The organism is Williamsia sp., from assembly GCF_036566845.1.
In the GTDB taxonomy this organism is placed as follows: Bacteria; Actinomycetota; Actinomycetes; order Mycobacteriales; family Mycobacteriaceae; genus Williamsia.
The window spans coordinates 17081-33992 of record NZ_DATCVM010000146.1; the positions used below are offsets into that span (position 1 = coordinate 17081).

A 16912-nucleotide genomic window follows, 5' to 3' on the forward strand; every position below is an offset into this window, starting at 1 on the left:
GGTGTTGGTTGCGATTTCTTGGCACCTTCGATCCTGCGACCACTCCGCCGCATGATCCAGTTCCAGATCTGTACCGCCTCAGGTTCTGCATCTGTACTGGTGTCGGCAACGCAGTGGGTGTGTACTTGCACAAGACAACGCAAGGAGTCCCGATGCCTGGATACGGTCAGTTCTGCCCCGTCGCCAAAGCCATGGAGGTTCTCGACGAGCGGTGGACGCTCCTGGTGGTACGCGAACTGTTGGCCGGCAGTAGTCATTTCAACGAACTTCGGCGTGGGGTCCCGAAAATGTCACCCGCGCTGCTGTCCAAACGACTGCGCACTCTCGAGCGCGCCGGAATAATTAGTCGCGACATCGACGGCGGCAGAACGGAATACACGCTCACACCGTGTGGAAAGGAGCTGTCGACGGTTGTCGAGGCGCTCAACTCGTGGGGCATGCGCTGGATTGGGGAACTCGGCGAGGCCGACCTCGATCCCCATCTGCTGATGTGGGACATGCGCCGTACCGTTCCCGTCGATCAGTGGCCCCGATCGCGAACAGTGGTGGCATTTCGCCTGACCGGGGTCGCGCCGAAGGCCTCCCGCTGGTGGCTCGTGGTCTCCGGCGGCGACGTCGATGTCTGCGACTACGACCCCGGGTTCGACGTCGACGCCACCGTGGACGCGACACTGCGGGATCTGACCGCGATCTGGCGCGGGGACCGGTCCTGGGCCTCCGCCATGAAGACCGGTGACGTCGAGATCAATGCCGCCCGCGACATTCGAAGCGAGGTACCGGACTGGATCGGTCAGGGCCAGATGTCGAGGATCCCCCGCCCGGTCTGAGGCGGGTATCACCGGGCTACAGGATCGACGATTCCTTTCCCACCAGGACCGTGAGCTCGACGAGGTCGTCGACAAGCTGCCGGGTGGGCCCACCGTCTCGGGAGGCGTTCCGGGGATCGTTCAGTAGACGCCGGAGGATTCCTTCGGCGATGATCGTCAGTCGCCACAGCGCCATCGTGTGCCAGTATCCGATCTGGGAGACATCCCGTCCGGTCGCCTCTGCGTATGCGTCGATCAGTTCGGCTCGCTTCGGAAAACCCAGCGCGCGGGACACCCTGAGCGGTCCGGTCACGTGATCCCCGGATTCCGGCCAGAACGCAAGCAGATTCCCGAGGTCGGCCAGCGGCTCGCCCAGGGTGCACAGTTCCCAGTCGACGACGCCGATCACGTGGCCGTCCTGAGGTGATGTGATGACGTTGCTCAGGTGGTAATCCCCGTGCACCAGCGTCAGTTCGGTCTGCTCGGGAGCATGGTCTGCCAATGCCTGTGCGACGTCGGCAATCTCGGGGACCTCTCGAGTTTTCGAATGGTTCCATTGCGCACTCCAGCGCTTCAGCAGCCGCGCGGCGTACGGCTTGTGACTGGCCAGGTCCGACAATCCGGCGGCGTCGAGGTCTACCGCATGGATGGTGCCCAGGGTCCGGGCCAGACCCAGTCCGACCTGGCGACGGTGCTCGGGTGACAGTTTCTCCCCCGCACCCGGATCGTCGATGACGGCCCCGTCGATAAAGCTCATCAGGACAAGTGGCGCGTCGGTGACCTCGGGATCAGTGGTCGTGGCGATCATCTCCGGAACCGGGACCCCGGTGTCGTGCAACGCCGACATGATCCGGTGTTCACGAAGGACGTCGTGCGCCGACGCGAGCAGCGCGCCCAACGGCGGCCGCCGCAGAATCCAGCGCGAGCCGGCACCGTCCCGGACCCGGAACGTCAGGTTCGACTGGCCGTTGCCGATGCGGTCGAATGTGAAAGGTCTCGTGGCACCGATGTCGAGGCCGCTGAGCCACCGGGACACGGCTTCGGTGTCGATCCCGATCACCTCGCTCACGACTGCGCTCCGATCTTCCGGTACCTGCCGAGTTCGTGACGCGCGATCGTCCGTTTGTGCACCTCGTCGGGACCATCCGCCAATCGAAGGGCTCTCAGGTGCGCGTACATGCTGGCCAGCGGGAAGTCGTCGGAGACCCCGCCACCACCGTGGACCTGGATCGCGCGGTCGACGATCTTCAACGCCATGTTCGGTGCTGCCACCTTGATCGCGGCGATCTCTGTGCGCGCCGCCTTGTTCCCCACCGTGTCCATCATCCACGCGGCCTTCAGTGTGAGCAGTCGCGTCATCTCGATCTCGATCCTGGCCTCGGCGATCCAGTCCTGGATATTCGACTGCGCAGCAAGGGGTTTCCCGAAGGCAATGCGCAGCGACGCTCGAGCGCACATCAGTTCCAGAGCACGCTCCGCCATACCGATGGCGCGCATGCAGTGATGGATCCGGCCCGGCCCGAGTCGCGCCTGTCCGATCATGAATCCGGCACCGGCGCCCGCCAACACATCCTTGTCGGGCACCCGGACGTTCTCGAACAGGACCTCGGCGTGCCCTTCGCGATCGTGATATCCGAAGACCGGAAGATTCCGCAGCACGGTGATGCCCGGCGCATCGATCGGGACCACCATCATCGACTGCTGCGCGTGCGCGGCGGCGTAGGGATCGGTCTTGCCCATCACGATCAGCACCTTGCAGTTGGGGTGCAGTGCGTTCGATGTCCACCATTTGCGGCCGTTGAGGATCCAGTGGTCACCGTCCGGTTGCATACTCATCTGGATGTTGGTGGCGTCGGAACTGGCCACTGCCGGTTCGGTCATCGCGAACGCCGAACGGATCGTCCCGTCCAACAGCGGAGCAAGCCACTTCTCCTTGTGCTCGTCGGTCCCGAACAGGCTGAGCACCTCCATGTTCCCGGTGTCAGGGGCCGAACAGTTACAGGCTTCAGGCGCCAGCAGCGCACTGTGGCCCATGATCTCGGCCAGCGGAGCGTATTCGGAGTTGGTCAGCCCCGGCCCGAAATCAGGGTCGGGATGAAAGAGATTCCACAGCCCGCGCGCCTTGGCCTCGGTTTTGAGTTCTTCGATGATCGGCGGATCGAAGTGCGGGTCACCGGATTCACTCATCTGCCGGGCATAGACCTCCTCGGCCGGGTAGATGTGACTGTCCATGAACTCCAACAGGCGCCCACGGTAATCGGCGCAGCGGTCGGTGTACCCAAATTCCATTGCCAGATACCTACATTCATTGTTGTCGGCTGCGGCGGTCACTCATCGTCCGCGACCAGGTGGCGTTGAAAACGACGCATACCGGAGATCCACCGGTCATAATCGGAGCCCTTGTTACGGTAGAAGTCGAGGACCTCGCGATGCGGCAGAATCAAGAATCTCTCGTCTTCCATCGCCGCCAGAACCTGGTCGGCCACCTCCGCCGGGCGCAGCACCTCACCGGATTCAGTGACGGCCCGCGCAGCCACCGAGGCCCCCGGTATGTCCGTGTCGAACCCCTCTCTGAGCAAAGCGGTCTCCACACCCATCGGGCACAGACAACTGACCGCGATCCCCTGGTCGCCGTAGGTCACCGACAGCCACTCGGCGAACCCGACCGCCGCGTGCTTGGACACCGAGTACGGCGCCGAACCGATCTGGGTCAGCAGGCCTGCCGCCGATGCCGTCGCCACAAAGTAACCGCCACCGCTCTCGAGCCATCGCGGCACCAGGATTCGTGCAGCCCGCACGTGCGCCATCACATTCACGTCAAGTGCCACCTCCCACAGCGCGTCAGAGGTGTCCAAGCCCATCCCGGCGGTGGTTCCGGCGTTGGCGAAAAAGATCTCGACGGGTCCGAGGTCGGCACCGGCTCGCGCGATCATCGCCTCGAGAACCTCGGGGTCGGAGACGTCACCGCCCATCGCGATTGCCCGGCCCGGGTGGGTTGCCATGATCTCGGCCGCAACCGCGTCGGCTGCCGGCGCATTCAGATCGGCGACCAGCACACTCACATCGGCCGCGGCCAGCGCCCTGGCCAGGGCGGCACCGATTCCGGCACCGCCTCCGGTGACTACGGCAACTTTCCCGGAAATCTGCACTCAACCGATGCTAGAGGTCCGAGTTGGTGTCAGGGGCTATTTGTCCGCACAGGGTGGGGCCGGCGCATCTTCGAAGAGCGGTTTTCCCAGCGGTTCGAGGTAGACCACGTCGAGGATGACAGGCACCCTTCCGAGGTTCTGGCCCTGGTGGACGTTGTCGTCGCCGGGAGCTTCGTTGATGAGATCTCCGGTGTCGAAGATCACCGGGTTACAGTCCGGTCCGGGATGAGACAGCGTGCCGGACTGCACGATTCCGAGAACAGGGCCGTCGTGATAGTGCCATCCGGTGGTTCCGCCCGGGGCGATGGTGATCTGTTTGGCCACCGCATGGACGCCGTGTGGGATGAACGGGACGAGGTCGGCGGGGATCTCCACATCGGCATACGTCACCGCCGTGACGCCCTCGCTCGGCGTCCCTTGCGCGATTGCCGGAACTGCCAGCGCCGCGCATGAAAGACCCACCACAGCTGTCATCGACCGGACGTGTTTCATCATGAGCACAGGGTATTCGTGAAAGGCGCGACTCACCCAACTTCGAAAAAGCCCGACCACCGAACTCCGAGTCGTCAGGTACGGCCACGATGTGCACCCCGCGCCGTACAATCCTATCCACTGTTGTCCGCCTGGATGTTTCGAAGAACCGAGGATGTCGTGACCCCCGCGCCCCACCCGTCGCCCCGACGCGGATTGTTCACCCGCAACGCGGTGGGAACATCCTCGGCCGAAGCCTTCATGATGATCGCGATCGCCACCATCCTTGTCACCAGGGCCTATCTCTGGATCACCGACTATCCACAAGTCGGCGGCGGCAATCTCCACATCGCTCACGCCCTCTACGGCGGCGGACTGATGATGCTTGCGCTGCTGATGAATTGGTGGTTCCTCGGCTATGGATCGCGGGTACTGACCGTGCTGTTCGGTGGTATCGGGTTCGGCCTCTTCCTCGATGAGGTCGGCAAATTCGTCACCAAGGACAACGATTACTTCTACGGTCCCTCGGCCGAGATCATGTATGTACTGGTGATCGTCGTGATCATCGTGGGCCGGATCATGCGCGAGGTCCGGCCGCTCAGCGCCGATGAGAACCTCGCGTCCGCAGCGTCCATCGCCGCCGACGGGGTGGCACGCGGGCTCCAGTCCCATCGCCGTGAACTCGCATTGAGAATGGTGGAACGAGCCGACGAGCTCGGCTCCGATCCGGCAGCCACACAACACATCCGTGCCCTGCTCATCGGCGCTCCGGTGGCGTCGGCGCGACTACATGCATTGGGGCAGTGGGCGCCGCGATTGATCCCTTCGTTCTTCCGGAGAACCCGCTGGCTTCCCATCGTCTGCTGGCTGATGGTTGTCACGGCATCGGTCGCCCTCATATTCACGGCCGTCGGTATCACATTGAACGGCGTCTATTACGAGAGCGACGACATAGTCCTCGACCTCGACGGGCGGAATGCCTCCGGCCTGATCTTGCTGGTGAGCGCGGCGATCACACTGGCATTCTCGATACCGGCGATGATCGCCCGCAAACGCACGGACAAGCTCTGGCCGCTGCAATTCCTGCGCTACGGCGCACTCGTTTTCACCATGCTCAACGCGTTGGTCGACTTCGCGGTCGACGGGTTCGGGGCACTCGTGAATCTCGGGATCGGATTGTTCACGCTCGCGATCATTTCCTATCACCTCAGCCTTCGGGCTCGCGCTGAGAACCCGAAGGCGTACGCCGAGGCCGTCGCCGCCGACGACGCGGCCGAAGCTGCCCAGGAGAAGTCCGACTCGGCCGAACCGGTCGTTTAGCCCCGTTTAGCCGTTTAGCCGTTTAGCCCAGATCTCGCGCCAGCGCGCGGCCGGCGGCCCGACCGGAGAAGATGCAACCACCCAGGAAAGTGCCTTCGAGCGCGTTGTATCCGTGCACCCCGCCGCCGCCGAACCCGGCAACCTCACCCGCGGCGTACAGACCGTCGAACACACTGCCGTCCGGGCGGATCACCCGCGAGTCCAGATCGGTCTCGAGACCGCCGAGGGTCTTGCGTGTCACCAGATGCAGGCGAACAGCGATCATCGGGCCGAATTTGGGATCTTCGAGGCGATGTGGTGCCGCCACCCGAATCAATTTGTCACTGAGATAATTACGCGCATTGCGGATCGCCATGATCTGCATGTCTTTGGTGTAGTGGTTGTCGATCTGGCTGTCGCGGGCATGCACCTCGGCCGCCACCTGGTCGTAGTCCAGTTGCGGCCCGGGGGTGATCTCGTTCATGCCCGCAACCAGGTCACGCAGGTTGTCTCGAACGACGAAGTCGGCGCCGCGTTCCTTGAACGCCTCGACGGGACCCGTAGCGCCTTTCTTCACCCGTTGCAGCAGGAGTTTGAAATCCTTGTCGGTGAAATCGGGGTTCTGCTCCGACCCCGACAACGCGAACTCCTTCTCGATGATCGCCTGAGTGAGGATGAACCACGTGAAATCGTGGCCGCCCCGCGTGATCGTCCCCAATGTGCCGAGCGAGTCGAAGCCGGGAAAGTTCGGCACCGGCAGTCGTTTCCCGGTGGCATCGAGCCACAGCGACGAGGGGCCGGGGATGATGCGGATCGCGTGGTCGGGCCAGATCGGATCCCAGTTCTGGATGCCTTCGGTGTAGTGCCACATCCGGTCCCGGTTGACCACGCTGCCACCGGCGTCTTCGGTGATCTGCAGCATCCGTCCGTCGACATGAGCCGGGACGCCGGTGATCATGTGCTCGGGCGCCGGTCCCAGCCGATCGATGGGCCAGTTCTTCTTCACCAGCTCAAAGTTGCCGCCGATGCCACCGGAGGTGACCACAACCGCTTGTGCACGGATCTCGAAGTCTGACTCACGTTCCCGGCTCGACGAGACACCACGTGGCTGGGTCGAGGGCACCAGGACTGTTCCGCGAACACCGACAGCGCGCCCGTCCTCGGAGACGATCCCGTCCACCTGATGCCGGTATTTGAAGGTGACCAGGCCCTTCTCCGCACCGGCGAGCACGGGCTCCCGGAACACCCGGACCACTTCGGGGCCGGTGCCCCAGGTGATGTGGAAGCGTGGCACCGAGTTGCCGTGTCCACTGGCCGATCCGGAACCACGTTCGGCCCACCCCACGGTGGGCATCACCTTCAGACCCAATTCGTGGAGATACGAACGCTTCTCGCCGGCCGCGAAGTTGACGTAGGCCTCTGCCCACTGACGCGGCCAATGGTCTTCTCGGTCACGATCGAAGCCCGCCGATCCGAGCCAGTCGGCCAAGGCGAGCTCGTGCGAGTCCTTGATCCCGAGGTGGCGCTGTTCAGGCGAGTTCACCATGAACAGTCCGCCGAGCGACCAGAAGGCCTGCCCGCCGAGGTTCTGTTCGTTCTCCTGATCACAGATGGCCACCCGTTTGCCGGCCTTGACCAACTCATGAGCTGCGACCAGACCTGCCAGACCTGCACCAACGACGATCACGTCAAACTGCTCGGACACCCCTACACCCCTGCCTGCCATGCGTCATCCGGAGGACGCACCACTTCCACGTCCCTCTGTGAGCATAGGGAAGGCGACGGCAAACATCGGCAAGACGATCCCATTGCGTACATCCGGACCTCGCCGCGGGTCGTCGCGGGCGATACTGAACCCGTGGCAACCAAGGACACCGGAGACGACTCCGACCGACAGAGATTCCGCACATTGGCGCAGGCCGCGCTCAACGCCGATCGTACTGTGGGACAGATGGATTCAGTCATCGAAGGTCTGGGTTCGGCACTGACGGACTTCGATCGCGCGATGACCGGGTTCGACACCACACTCGACAGCTTCGGCACAGCCATGACGACTTCACCGTCACATTGGCCCGGGTGGACACCATGGTGACCACGATGGATGGCCTGGTCGAGAGAATGGAGAAGATCATGGGCCGGGTCGAAGCCGTCGTCGACATCGCGGAACGGCTGATGGCGCCGGTGTCGTCAGCCGAATCCATGGTTCGCGGTCTGCTGGGTATCGGGCGGCGCTCTTCGGCGACCTGATTCACGGCCCGTCGGCATTTGATTCACCCCTCCGCTGATTCACCCCTCAGCGGGGCAGAGTCCCGCAGGTAATCGCTGGGGGTGAGCCCGATGACTGCCTTGAACTCGCGCGCCAGATGCGCTTGGTCGGAGTATCCCAGCCCGGCGGCCACGTCGGCGATCGTCGTGTCACCCCAACGCAGCGCCAGTGCCGCATCCTGCAGGCGCCGCCGCTGGATCAGCCATTTCGGGCTCAAACCGGTCCGATGCAACACGACACGTTGCAGGGCCCGCGTGGACAGCGACACCGCGGCGGCCAGGTCGGTGACCCGCCGTGGCCCGTCATCCTCCTCGATCAGGTCGACCACCCGATTGATCAGAGCGCCCTCCTCATCGATCGACCACTGCCGTCCCCACTCCTGGTAGAGATCGGCCACGGTGCGGTACCTGTCCGCGGATTCGCGATCTTCTGCGCTCATGACCTCACGCACCTGATCGACAAGATTCCCGACACCGGGGATCGGGAGCGGGGATCCGATCGGCAGAGCCGGACCGGACCACGATCGTGGATCCATCGACCGGCCGGTCATGACCGTGATCGCTGCCGGACGCAACAACACCGCCGCCGCCCAGCCCTTGCCCTGCAGCTTCTGCTCACTGGTCCCCCGGCTGACGCAGTACAGCGCGGCCCGATCGGGTTCGATCACGACATTGCCGCCCGGATGCTCCAGGACCGGCTGCAGGATCGGCTTATCGAGATCCCAGACCGCAAACCAGATGTGACGCAGTAGGTCGCCGGCCGGCAACGGTATTCGGTGCAATTGCACGCCGTCGCGTCCGGGATTCAGCTGACCGCGGGGCGGTGTGGGCCGTTCGTCGATCTTGTCGTGTTTCTTCAAGCCCGACTCCTTTGTCGGCGGTCAGGATGGAATCCATGAACACAACAACCGCAGCCCACGGAAAGTACACACATCACGGTGTCCCGCATGGCTTCACCTCCCTGACCCCTTTCATCGTCGTCTCCCCGGCCCGCGATGCGATCGCGTTTTACCAGGGGGCGTTTTCTGCCACACTCACCCAGTCCACCGAGTTCCCCGGTCCGGACGGCACACCGATCGTGGCCCATGCCGAACTCGATTTCGGTGGCGGGCGTTTGCAGTTGGGCGACCCCAATCCCCAGTATGGCCTGATCCCCCGAACCGGCGGTGATGCCGACTGCTACTCCCTCGCGGTGTATGTCCCCGATATCGACGCGACCTTCGACCGCGCAATCGACCTGGGTGCGTCCGTGCGTGAAGTGCCACAGACATTTGCATCAGGCGACCGCTTCGCATCGATACGCGACCCGTATGGCATCCGGTGGTCGTTGATGACCCGCGTGGAGGATCTGTCCGATGAGGAAAGTGCCGCGCGCGTGGCCGAGTGGGCAGCCCAGCAGAGCATGACCTAAAACGCGTTGCCGGTGGTCCCCTGAAGTGGCAGCATCCGCGTCATGATCGAAGATCTGTTCTTCGCAGCACATACCGGGTTGCCCCGTGAGGCTCCCGGGTCCGACGCCACGACCGAACTCCTGCTGCGTCTCGCGGTTCCGGACGCCGGCGCGCACCTTTCCGAGCCACTGCGGATTCTTGACATCGGCGCGGGCACCGGGCCGGCCACCATGGTCTTGGCGGGTATTGGTGCGCAGGTCACCGCCATCGATACATACCAGCCATTTCTGGACGAGCTCGTCGCGAAAACGAAAGCTGCCGGCCTGCGCAGCCGGGTGACGATCTCGAACATGTCGATGGAGGACCTCGACTTCCCCGATCACTCCTTCGACCTGGTGTGGGCCGAAGGCGCCGCGTACATCATCGGATTCGACAACGCGCTCGCGTCGTGGCGACGCCTCCTGGCACCCGGTGGGGCCCTGGTGCTCACCGAGGCCGAATGGCTCACCCGAACCCCGGCGCCGGGCGCCGCCGGGTTCTGGAACTCGGGATACCCGGAGATGCGCACAACCGGTGAGAATATCTCCGCTGCAATGGGACTCGGCTGGACAACTGCGGCCACATACCTGTTGCCCGAGACCGACTGGGACGAGTACTACATCCCGCTGGCCTTACGGATCGCAGAACTCCGGCGGGAGCACCCGCACCTGGCCGCAGATCTGGACCTGGTCGGCGAGGAGATGAACGTCCGGCGCGACCACGGAACGGACTATGGTTACACCGGATACGTCCTACGGCCCAGGGAGGTCGACCGATGAGCGGTCCCGAATCCATCGCCGCCCGGTACAACCGCCGCGCCACGACGTTTGCCGCGGTGGTCGCGGCAGGTCCGCCGGATCGCTGGGCGTCGCCATCCCCCTGCACCGCGTGGACCGCCGCCGACGTGTTGCAGCACGTGCTGGACATGCAGGCCGCAATGTTCACACCGCTCGACCGGTCACTCTCGCCGGCACCCACCGTCGACGCCGATCCCCTCGGCGCCTTCAATCACGCCCGCGCCGACGTCGAGGACGCGCTCGCCGATCCCGCGGTGGCCGATACGACGGTCCAGACCCCCATGGGACCGTCCACGTTCGCGCAACACGTCGACGGCGTGGCCAGCGCCGACCTGGTGGTGCACGGCTGGGACCTCGCCCGCGCCCTGGGGTTCGAGCACCGGATCGAACCCGCCGAAGTCGAAGCGGCATGGCCGGGCGCCCAGGAGATGCCCGACATCATGCGCGTCCCGGAGGCTTTCGGGCCCGGCATGATCGTGTTCGGGCCCATCGTCGAGGTACCGGACGACGCGCCCCTTCAGGACCGCCTTCTCGGCCTGCTCGGCCGGGACCCGCACTGGGAAGCGCCGTAGCCAACCCTCGTCCGTGCGTAGCCTGAGCACATGGGTATCACTTACACGAGCAGGGTTGCCGCACCCATCGACGAGGTGTTCGCCTGGCACAGCAGGCCCGGCGCCTTCGCACGTCTCTCCCCGCCCTGGGCACCGCCGTCGTTGGTGCGGGAGGCGGACTCCCTCGAAGACGGCACCGCCGTACTGTCGTTCGGGTGCGGTCTGAAGTGGGTCGCCAAACATCAGGCCGCCCGCTACCATCCACCGAATCAATTTGTCGACCAACTCGATTCGTGGCCGCTGCGGAGCGTCATGACGTGGACGCACCATCATGGCTTCTCCGAGGTCGACCCACACACCACCAGGGTCACCGACACCGTCGACACCCCGGTACCCACGGCACTGCTGCAGCCGATGTTTCGCTATCGGCACCGGCAACTGACCGATGACCTCGCCACCCACGACTGGGCTGTACCGCTGGCGGGCGGGCCGCTCACGATCGCCATGACCGGTGCGTCTGGACTGGTCGGAGCCGCCTTGCGGTCGTTGCTGACCACCGGTGGCCACCGCGTCATCCCGCTGGTGAGGCGCAACCCCAGCGGCCGCGACGAGCGACGCTGGAACCCAACGGATCCCGCAGGCGATCTCTTTGCCGGGGTCGATGCGGTGGTGCATCTCGCGGGAGCCTCGATCGCCGGGCGATTCAACGACAAACACAAATCCGAGATTTCCGACAGCCGGATCGGGCCCACCGCGGCGTTGGCACGCGTGGCCGCCGCCACCACACCAGCGCCCACATTTGTGTGCGCATCGGCAATCGGGTTCTACGGCTACGATCGTGGCGACACGGTGCTCGACGAAAGCTCTTCTCGCGGAGACGGTTTTCTCGCCGACGTGGTATCCGACTGGGAAGCGGCCACCGCACCGGCAGCTGCCGCCGGCCGCGTCGTCAACGTCCGAACGGGAATCGTCCAGGCCGCCGCCGGTGGAACCCTCAAGTTGCTGCGACCACTGTTCACCCTCGGACTCGGCGGACGCCTCGGCGACGGGAACCAATGGTTGTCGTGGATCGGCATCGACGATCTCATCGACATCTATTACCGAGCGATCGTCGATGAGCGGTTGTCGGGTCCGGTCAATGCGGTGGCACCACATCCCGTGCGCAACAAGCAATACACCACGGCGCTGGCTGGTGCCGTACACCGGCCGGCAATCGTCCCGGTCCCGCGTCTGGGGCCGCAGATCATCCTCGGTTCGCAGGGGGCGAGGGAATTGGCACTGGCCAACCAGCGAGTGGCGCCCGCCCGACTCGAAGATCTGGGTCACCGCTTCCGGATGACCGGGGTCGATGAGGTGTTACGCCACCAACTCGGCGGCGACCCGAACGCGGTTCATGTGTAACCCGCGGTTTTCGGGGCTCACCCGGCGGCGAGTTCGGACTTGATCGCCGCGGCGAACGCGTCGACGTCGGATGCTGTGGTGTCGAACGAACACATCCAGCGGACCTCACCGGTTGAGTCGTCCCAGGTGTAGAACTTCCACGTTTCGCGAACCCGTTCGGCCACCACCGGATCCAGCATCGCGAACACGGCGTTGGCCTGCGTGGGCACGGTGATGGTGAGGCCGGGTGTCCCCTCCAGATGTCCGCGAAGCCGGGTTGCCATCGCGTTTGCATTCGCGGCGGCATCCAGTGCTGTGTCACCCTCGAACAGCGCCACCAGCTGCGCCGAGATGAAGCGCATCTTGCTGGAGAGCTGCATGCTGAACTTGCGAATGTAGTCGGTACCGCTGACGGAATCCGGGTCGAGAACCACCACCGCCTCAGCGCCCATGGCACCGGTCTTGGTACCACCGAGACTCACCACGTCGACCCCCGCCGCCGAGGTGAACTCGCCAAGTGAAAGCCCAAGCGCTGCAGCAGCATTCCACAGCCTCGCACCATCGACATGAACCAGCATCCGATGCTTGTGGGAGTACTCGCAGATGGACACGATCTCGTCCACGGAATACAACGTCCCCAGTTCGGTCGACTGGGTCAGGCTGACCGCCAATGGCTGCGCGCGGTGCACATCGCCAAAACCATAGGCCTGCGTCGCAATTGATTCCGGCGTCAGCTTTCCGTCGGCGGTCGGCACCGTGAGCAACTTGATCCCACTGACCCGCTCCGGCGCACCGCCCTCGTCGTTGTGCACGTGCGCGGACTCCGCCACGATTGCCGCACCCCATCTGGGCAGCATCGCCGTCAGGCTCACCACGTTGGCCGCGGTCCCGTTGAACACCGGAAAAACCTCGGCCCGAGCACCGAACTCGCCACGGACAACAGACCTGAGCCGCCGGGTATAGGCGTCGTCACCGTACGAGGGCTGGTGACCTCCGTTGGCCGCCACCAGGGCTTCCACGACCTCGGGGAGCATGCCGGCGTAATTGTCCGATGCGAATGCCCGCCACTGCGGATCGTGCAGTTGCGGTGCCGGCTCCGGTCGCGTTGTCATCCACCAAACCTTTCCGTCCTGATCGTGTTCGCCGGATAGCGCAGGTCGACCAGCCACCGGGCACACTGTTCCACAAAGGCGGTGGGTCCACAGACCCTGAATTCTGGTTGCTGATCGGCCGGGAACACAAACGATGCGAGTTCGTCCCGGGTCAATCGGCCCGACCTTCGGCCGTCAGTCGCAGTCCGGGTGTGGACATAATCCACCGTCAGACGCCCGGACGAGCGCAGGCGATCGAGTTCGGCACGGTAGTAGCCGTTTTCCGGGGTGCGGACCGAGTACAGCAGACGACATGGTGCCGTCGTGGCAGTTGTCTCACGCTCCCGGATCATCGCCATCAACGGCACCACACCCGAACCCCCGGCTATCAATTGCACCGGCGCAGGATCGGACGACCGCCAGACGAACCACCTGCCGATCGGTCCACGGACCTCCACCTGGTCACCGACGGCCAGGTCGTAGATGAGGTACGGCGAGACCTCGCCGTCAGGAAGTTCTTGCACAGTCGTCTCGACGAGGTCATCCCCGAGTACCGCTGCCACCGAATAAGACCGTACGGCTTGATAGCCGTCTTCAGCGGTCAGGCGGATATCGATGTGCTGACCCGGCAGCACCCGCCCGCGATCAGGTACCTGCAGGCGCAGCGTCCTGGCGGTCGGCGTCTCCATCGACGCCGCGACAACCGTCGCCGGCCGCCAACCGTTCACCAATACCGTTCCTCTTTCCAGGGGTCCCCGTGATTGTGATAGCCGTTGCTCTCCCAGAAACCCGGAACATCGTCGGCCATCTCCGTGAGCCCGCTGATCCACTTCGCCGACTTCCAGAAATACAGATGCGGAATCAGCAGTCGCGCCGGGCCACCGTGTTCGGGCTCCAGCGACTCACCCTCATAGGTGTGCGCGATCCACGCCTGTCCGTCGAGCACGTCTTCCAACGGCACATTGGTGGTGTACCCGTCATGGCACCGGGCCATCAAGAATCCATCGGGTTCGACCCCGTCGCCGAGGAGAACATCGAGCGACACCCCGCGCCATGGGGTGTCCAGCTTCGACCACGCCGTCACACAGTGGATGTCGACCGTGATGTCTTCCTGCGGGAGGGTCATGAACTCCTCCCAGGACCAACTCTTGTGTTCGCCGGACAAGAGACCGACCTCGAACGTCCATTCAGTGTTGGTGACCACGGGTGTCGGCCCCGCCGACAGGACCGGGAAATCCTGGGTGAGGTACTGCCCCGGTGGAATCCGTTCGTTCTGCTGCCGGCGACGGGCACCAAAACCCTTGTTGATGATGGCCATGCCTGTCAGTGTGCGCTGCGACGCAGCCGCTCGCAGCACATCCCCCGGCTCATACCCCGGGTCGCAGCGACCCGACTACTTGACCACGGCTTCTTTTTCTTTCTTCTTGTTGCGGCCACGCATCGTCAGGATCCCGACGATCCAGCCAACCAGGAAGATCATCAGCAATGTGAACCACAGTGGCGAGGTGACATCGATCCAGAACAGGGTGATGGAAGTCGAATCACGATTCTGAAGCACAAAAATAATCGCGATCACCGCAAGAATGATCGCCACCCAGCTGGCCGGCGAAACTCTGGAGAAAATATTGGACGACGACGTGCCTGCACTCTTAGCCATGAATTGACAATAGTCGCCAAACCGCACCGCGTGGTACGGCTCGGCGCGAAGAATGTCCAAGATTTGGTGCTGCCAATTCCAACGAGGCTGTTTTGTAGGGTCGTCGGGTTAGGGTGGCGACGTGCCACATCCCAGTCTGCTCTGTGTCCACGCGCACCCCGACGACGAGGCGCTGTGGACCGGTGGAGTGCTGGCCCGCTGCGCCGAACGGGGTGGACGCACCGCGGTCATCACCTGCACCTGGGCAGAAGGCACCTCCCGCGGTTCCGAACTCGAGGCCTCGCTGAAACTGTTGAAGGCCGATCCGCCACTACTGCTCGGCTATGCCGACAGACCGTTCCCGGAGTCGGCACCCGGGCAGTCGGCGTTCTGTGATGCACCGATGGACAAGGTGATCGGAGAGGTTGTCGCCCATATCCGCCGGTTCCGGCCTGACACCATCGCGACCTATGACCCACTCGGCGTCTACGGGCACCCCGATCACGTACAGGCACACCGCGTGACCATCGCCGCGATCGGTGCGGCGGCGTTTCCCCAGTTGTATCCGGAGGCGGGACCGCCCTGGCGCACCCGCCTGCTGTATCTCGTCACGATGCCGCATTCGGCCACGAGTGTGCTGTGGCCGGCGATCCGCAAGGCGAACCCACCGGCGGGGCCGTTGCCGGGAGTACCCGACGACACCGTCGACACCACGATCGACGTGTCGGACTGGCTCGACCTCAAATGGGAAGCGCTCCAAGCTCATCGCACGGAGATGGAACGCGGTGGCGCACTGACGATGCTGAACGACCTGCCCGCGGAGATCCGGCGCCAGGTGATCCGGAACGAATGGTTCCTGCGCCTGCCCCTGGCCGCGGATCCCCGTGACGCACTGGACTTTTCCGGGGCGTTCGATTCAGCCGACGGACGTACGTAGTCCGCTGGCGCGCAGCACTTTCCGTTCGACTCCCGCCCGGATCGACTGTTCGGTACCGACCAGCCGGACATGACCACTGGCCCGGGTGATCGCCGTATACAGCAGTTCGCGTGTCAGCAACGCGGACCGATCCGGCGGAATGACCACCGACACCGACTCGTACTGCGACCCCTGGCTGCGGTGAATCGTCATCGCGTACACCGGGACCGCGGCCACGAGCTGCGACGGATGAAGCATCTTCACCGACGATCCACGCCCGAACGCGACCATCAGGCGTCCGCCGCTGCTGACCACTACTCCGGTGTCTCCGTTGAAGATACCGGTGTCGTAGTCGTTGGCGGTGACCAGCAACGGCTGACCCGGATACCACTCGTCGGCGCCTGCTGTCGTCCCGATCCATTCCATCGCCTGCCGCGACCAGTGTTCGACACCGGACGTGCCCTGTCGGTGTGCGCACAGCAGTCGGTGTGTGTGCAGACCGGCGAGCGCGGTCTGGGTGTCACCGTCGGCACCTGCCCGCCGCATCTGTTCGGCGGTGGCCACGATGTCCTCGCGAACCGAGGCCAGGTCGTTCGGGTCGACCAGTTCGAATTGGCTGTGTCCGGCCGCGAGTAGGTCGATGACCGAATCGGCATCCCCGTCACGCACGGCGGCGGCCAGTTGCTTGATCTGTTCGCCGAATCGGCGCACCTTGGTCAACCGGATGACCCCACCGGCCAGAGCAGAGCGCTCGTGGTCATCGAGAGCGTCGGGGTCGTCCTGGTTGTCCACGAGATCCGATTCGATCAGGTTCTCGAGCATCGGATTGATCTGCTCGGTGACCGGTCGGTGGACCAGATCGGCGAGCACCGCGCCGGCATCAACCGAGGCCAGCTGATCGGGATCACCGACCAGGACAAGACGGGTCTGGGGCCGCAAGGCGTCGAGCAACCGCGCCATCATGGTCAGCGAAACCATCGACGTCTCATCGACAACCACGAGTTCGTGCGGCAGCCGGTTGTCGGAGTCGTGGGCAAATCGACTACGACTGCCGGGTTTCCAGCCCAGCAGACGATGCAGCGTGGTGGCGGTGAGATCGGCGGGAATACCGAGCTCGCCGG

Annotated in this window: 20 protein-coding genes; 9 read left to right on the forward strand and 11 right to left on the reverse strand. The window is 64.3% G+C overall.

Features of this window, described 5'->3' with window-relative positions; genetic code table 11:
• Positions 1 to 152: 152 nt before the first annotated feature.
• Positions 153 to 827: a helix-turn-helix domain-containing protein gene (locus tag VIQ49_RS14275; protein ID WP_331885670.1), complete on the forward strand. Its 675-nt coding sequence runs from the start codon at positions 153 to 155 to the stop codon at positions 825 to 827.
• Between the two features lie 16 nt (positions 828 to 843).
• On the opposite strand, the gene VIQ49_RS14280 is transcribed toward VIQ49_RS14275, so the two are convergent.
• The 4 genes from VIQ49_RS14280 to VIQ49_RS14295 are packed head-to-tail and all read right to left on the reverse strand — an operon-like array spanning position 844 to position 4447.
• Positions 844 to 1875, reverse strand: coding sequence for a phosphotransferase family protein (locus VIQ49_RS14280; RefSeq protein ID WP_331885672.1), 1032 nt, complete (start codon positions 1873 to 1875; stop codon positions 844 to 846).
• Positions 1872 to 3095 carry an acyl-CoA dehydrogenase family protein gene (locus tag VIQ49_RS14285; protein WP_331885674.1) on the reverse strand — a complete coding sequence of 408 codons (1224 nt, stop codon included), beginning with the start codon at positions 3093 to 3095 and terminating at the stop codon, positions 1872 to 1874. The genes VIQ49_RS14280 and VIQ49_RS14285 overlap by 4 nt, the downstream gene beginning before the upstream one ends.
• A 38-nt stretch (positions 3096 to 3133) precedes the next feature.
• Entirely contained in the window at positions 3134 to 3955 is an 822-nt protein-coding gene (locus VIQ49_RS14290; RefSeq protein ID WP_331885676.1) for an SDR family oxidoreductase, read from the reverse strand.
• Between the two features lie 36 nt (positions 3956 to 3991).
• Positions 3992 to 4447: a cupin gene (locus tag VIQ49_RS14295; RefSeq protein WP_331885706.1), complete on the reverse strand. Its 456-nt coding sequence runs from the start codon at positions 4445 to 4447 to the stop codon at positions 3992 to 3994.
• 159 nt (positions 4448 to 4606) lie between these two features.
• Here VIQ49_RS14295 and VIQ49_RS14300 point away from each other — a divergent pair, with 159 nt between their 5' ends.
• Positions 4607 to 5746, forward strand: a complete 1140-nt coding sequence (locus VIQ49_RS14300) for a hypothetical protein (protein ID WP_414731639.1) — start codon at positions 4607 to 4609, stop codon at positions 5744 to 5746.
• Positions 5747 to 5768: 22 nt separating this feature from the next.
• Here VIQ49_RS14300 and VIQ49_RS14305 read toward each other — a convergent pair whose 3' ends face one another.
• Complete coding sequence (locus VIQ49_RS14305; protein ID WP_331885678.1) at positions 5769 to 7430, reverse strand: FAD-binding dehydrogenase; 1662 nt, start codon at positions 7428 to 7430, stop codon at positions 5769 to 5771.
• 153 nt (positions 7431 to 7583) lie between these two features.
• On the opposite strand from VIQ49_RS14305, the gene VIQ49_RS14310 reads away from it, so the two are divergent.
• Together VIQ49_RS14310 and VIQ49_RS14315 are read left to right on the forward strand one after the other, a co-directional pair.
• Entirely contained in the window at positions 7584 to 7817 is a 234-nt protein-coding gene (locus VIQ49_RS14310) for a hypothetical protein (RefSeq protein ID WP_331885680.1), read from the forward strand.
• Positions 7802 to 7972, forward strand: a complete 171-nt coding sequence (locus VIQ49_RS14315) for a hypothetical protein (RefSeq protein ID WP_331885682.1) — start codon at positions 7802 to 7804, stop codon at positions 7970 to 7972. The genes VIQ49_RS14310 and VIQ49_RS14315 overlap by 16 nt, the downstream gene beginning before the upstream one ends.
• Positions 7973 to 7995: 23 nt before the next feature.
• Here VIQ49_RS14315 and VIQ49_RS14320 read toward each other — a convergent pair whose 3' ends face one another.
• Positions 7996 to 8850 carry an AraC family transcriptional regulator gene (locus tag VIQ49_RS14320; protein WP_331885684.1) on the reverse strand — a complete coding sequence of 285 codons (855 nt, stop codon included), beginning with the start codon at positions 8848 to 8850 and terminating at the stop codon, positions 7996 to 7998.
• A 26-nt stretch (positions 8851 to 8876) separates the two neighbouring features.
• Here VIQ49_RS14320 and VIQ49_RS14325 point away from each other — a divergent pair, with 26 nt between their 5' ends.
• The 4 genes from VIQ49_RS14325 to VIQ49_RS14340 are packed head-to-tail and all read left to right on the forward strand — an operon-like array spanning position 8877 to position 12169.
• A complete protein-coding gene (locus VIQ49_RS14325) occupies positions 8877 to 9401 on the forward strand; it encodes a VOC family protein (protein WP_331885686.1) in 525 nt (174 codons plus the stop codon).
• Positions 9402 to 9443: 42 nt separating this feature from the next.
• Positions 9444 to 10199, forward strand: coding sequence for a class I SAM-dependent methyltransferase (locus VIQ49_RS14330; RefSeq protein ID WP_331885688.1), 756 nt, complete (start codon positions 9444 to 9446; stop codon positions 10197 to 10199).
• Positions 10196 to 10789: a TIGR03086 family metal-binding protein gene (locus VIQ49_RS14335; RefSeq protein WP_331885690.1), complete on the forward strand. Its 594-nt coding sequence runs from the start codon at positions 10196 to 10198 to the stop codon at positions 10787 to 10789. Before VIQ49_RS14330 ends, VIQ49_RS14335 begins: the two co-directional genes overlap by 4 nt.
• 30 nt (positions 10790 to 10819) lie before the next feature.
• Positions 10820 to 12169 carry a TIGR01777 family oxidoreductase gene (locus tag VIQ49_RS14340; protein ID WP_331885692.1) on the forward strand — a complete coding sequence of 450 codons (1350 nt, stop codon included), beginning with the start codon at positions 10820 to 10822 and terminating at the stop codon, positions 12167 to 12169.
• A 17-nt stretch (positions 12170 to 12186) separates the two neighbouring features.
• Here VIQ49_RS14340 and VIQ49_RS14345 read toward each other — a convergent pair whose 3' ends face one another.
• The 4 genes from VIQ49_RS14345 to VIQ49_RS14360 all read right to left on the reverse strand — a co-directional run bounded on the left by VIQ49_RS14345 (position 12187) and on the right by VIQ49_RS14360 (position 14896).
• The gene (locus VIQ49_RS14345) at positions 12187 to 13260 is read right to left on the reverse strand and encodes a threonine aldolase family protein (RefSeq protein ID WP_331885694.1); all 1074 of its coding nucleotides are present in this window, start codon (positions 13258 to 13260) and stop codon (positions 12187 to 12189) included.
• On the reverse strand, positions 13257 to 13967 hold the full coding sequence (locus tag VIQ49_RS14350; RefSeq protein WP_414731640.1) for a ferredoxin reductase: 711 nt from the start codon (positions 13965 to 13967) through the stop codon (positions 13257 to 13259). The genes VIQ49_RS14345 and VIQ49_RS14350 overlap by 4 nt, the downstream gene beginning before the upstream one ends.
• A complete protein-coding gene (locus VIQ49_RS14355; protein WP_331885696.1) occupies positions 13964 to 14557 on the reverse strand; it encodes a sulfite oxidase-like oxidoreductase in 594 nt (197 codons plus the stop codon). The genes VIQ49_RS14350 and VIQ49_RS14355 overlap by 4 nt, the downstream gene beginning before the upstream one ends.
• A gap of 75 nt (positions 14558 to 14632) precedes the next feature.
• Positions 14633 to 14896, reverse strand: coding sequence for a hypothetical protein (locus VIQ49_RS14360; protein WP_331885698.1), 264 nt, complete (start codon positions 14894 to 14896; stop codon positions 14633 to 14635).
• Positions 14897 to 15017: 121 nt separating this feature from the next.
• On the opposite strand from VIQ49_RS14360, the gene VIQ49_RS14365 reads away from it, so the two are divergent.
• Complete coding sequence (locus VIQ49_RS14365) at positions 15018 to 15812, forward strand: PIG-L family deacetylase (protein WP_331885700.1); 795 nt, start codon at positions 15018 to 15020, stop codon at positions 15810 to 15812.
• On the opposite strand, the gene recD is transcribed toward VIQ49_RS14365, so the two are convergent.
• On the reverse strand, positions 15792 to 16912 hold a 1121-nt coding region (gene recD, locus VIQ49_RS14370; protein WP_331885702.1), incomplete at its 5' end, for an exodeoxyribonuclease V subunit alpha. The two genes, VIQ49_RS14365 and recD, sit on opposite strands and share 21 nt — an antisense overlap.

Coding starts and splice junctions, on each gene's coding strand:
- VIQ49_RS14285 (WP_331885674.1), bottom strand. CDS start 3,095: ATGGAATTTGGGTACACCGACCGCTGCGCCGATTACCGTGGGCGCCTG.
- VIQ49_RS14360 (WP_331885698.1), bottom strand. CDS start 14,896: ATGGCTAAGAGTGCAGGCACGTCGTCGTCCAATATTTTCTCCAGAGTT.
- VIQ49_RS14345 (WP_331885694.1), bottom strand. CDS start 13,260: ATGACAACGCGACCGGAGCCGGCACCGCAACTGCACGATCCGCAGTGG.
- VIQ49_RS14355 (WP_331885696.1), bottom strand. CDS start 14,557: ATGGCCATCATCAACAAGGGTTTTGGTGCCCGTCGCCGGCAGCAGAAC.
- VIQ49_RS14275 (WP_331885670.1), top strand. CDS start 153: ATGCCTGGATACGGTCAGTTCTGCCCCGTCGCCAAAGCCATGGAGGTT.
- VIQ49_RS14330 (WP_331885688.1), top strand. CDS start 9,444: ATGATCGAAGATCTGTTCTTCGCAGCACATACCGGGTTGCCCCGTGAG.
- VIQ49_RS14325 (WP_331885686.1), top strand. CDS start 8,877: ATGGAATCCATGAACACAACAACCGCAGCCCACGGAAAGTACACACAT.
- VIQ49_RS14340 (WP_331885692.1), top strand. CDS start 10,820: ATGGGTATCACTTACACGAGCAGGGTTGCCGCACCCATCGACGAGGTG.
- VIQ49_RS14295 (WP_331885706.1), bottom strand. CDS start 4,447: ATGAAACACGTCCGGTCGATGACAGCTGTGGTGGGTCTTTCATGCGCG.
- VIQ49_RS14335 (WP_331885690.1), top strand. CDS start 10,196: ATGAGCGGTCCCGAATCCATCGCCGCCCGGTACAACCGCCGCGCCACG.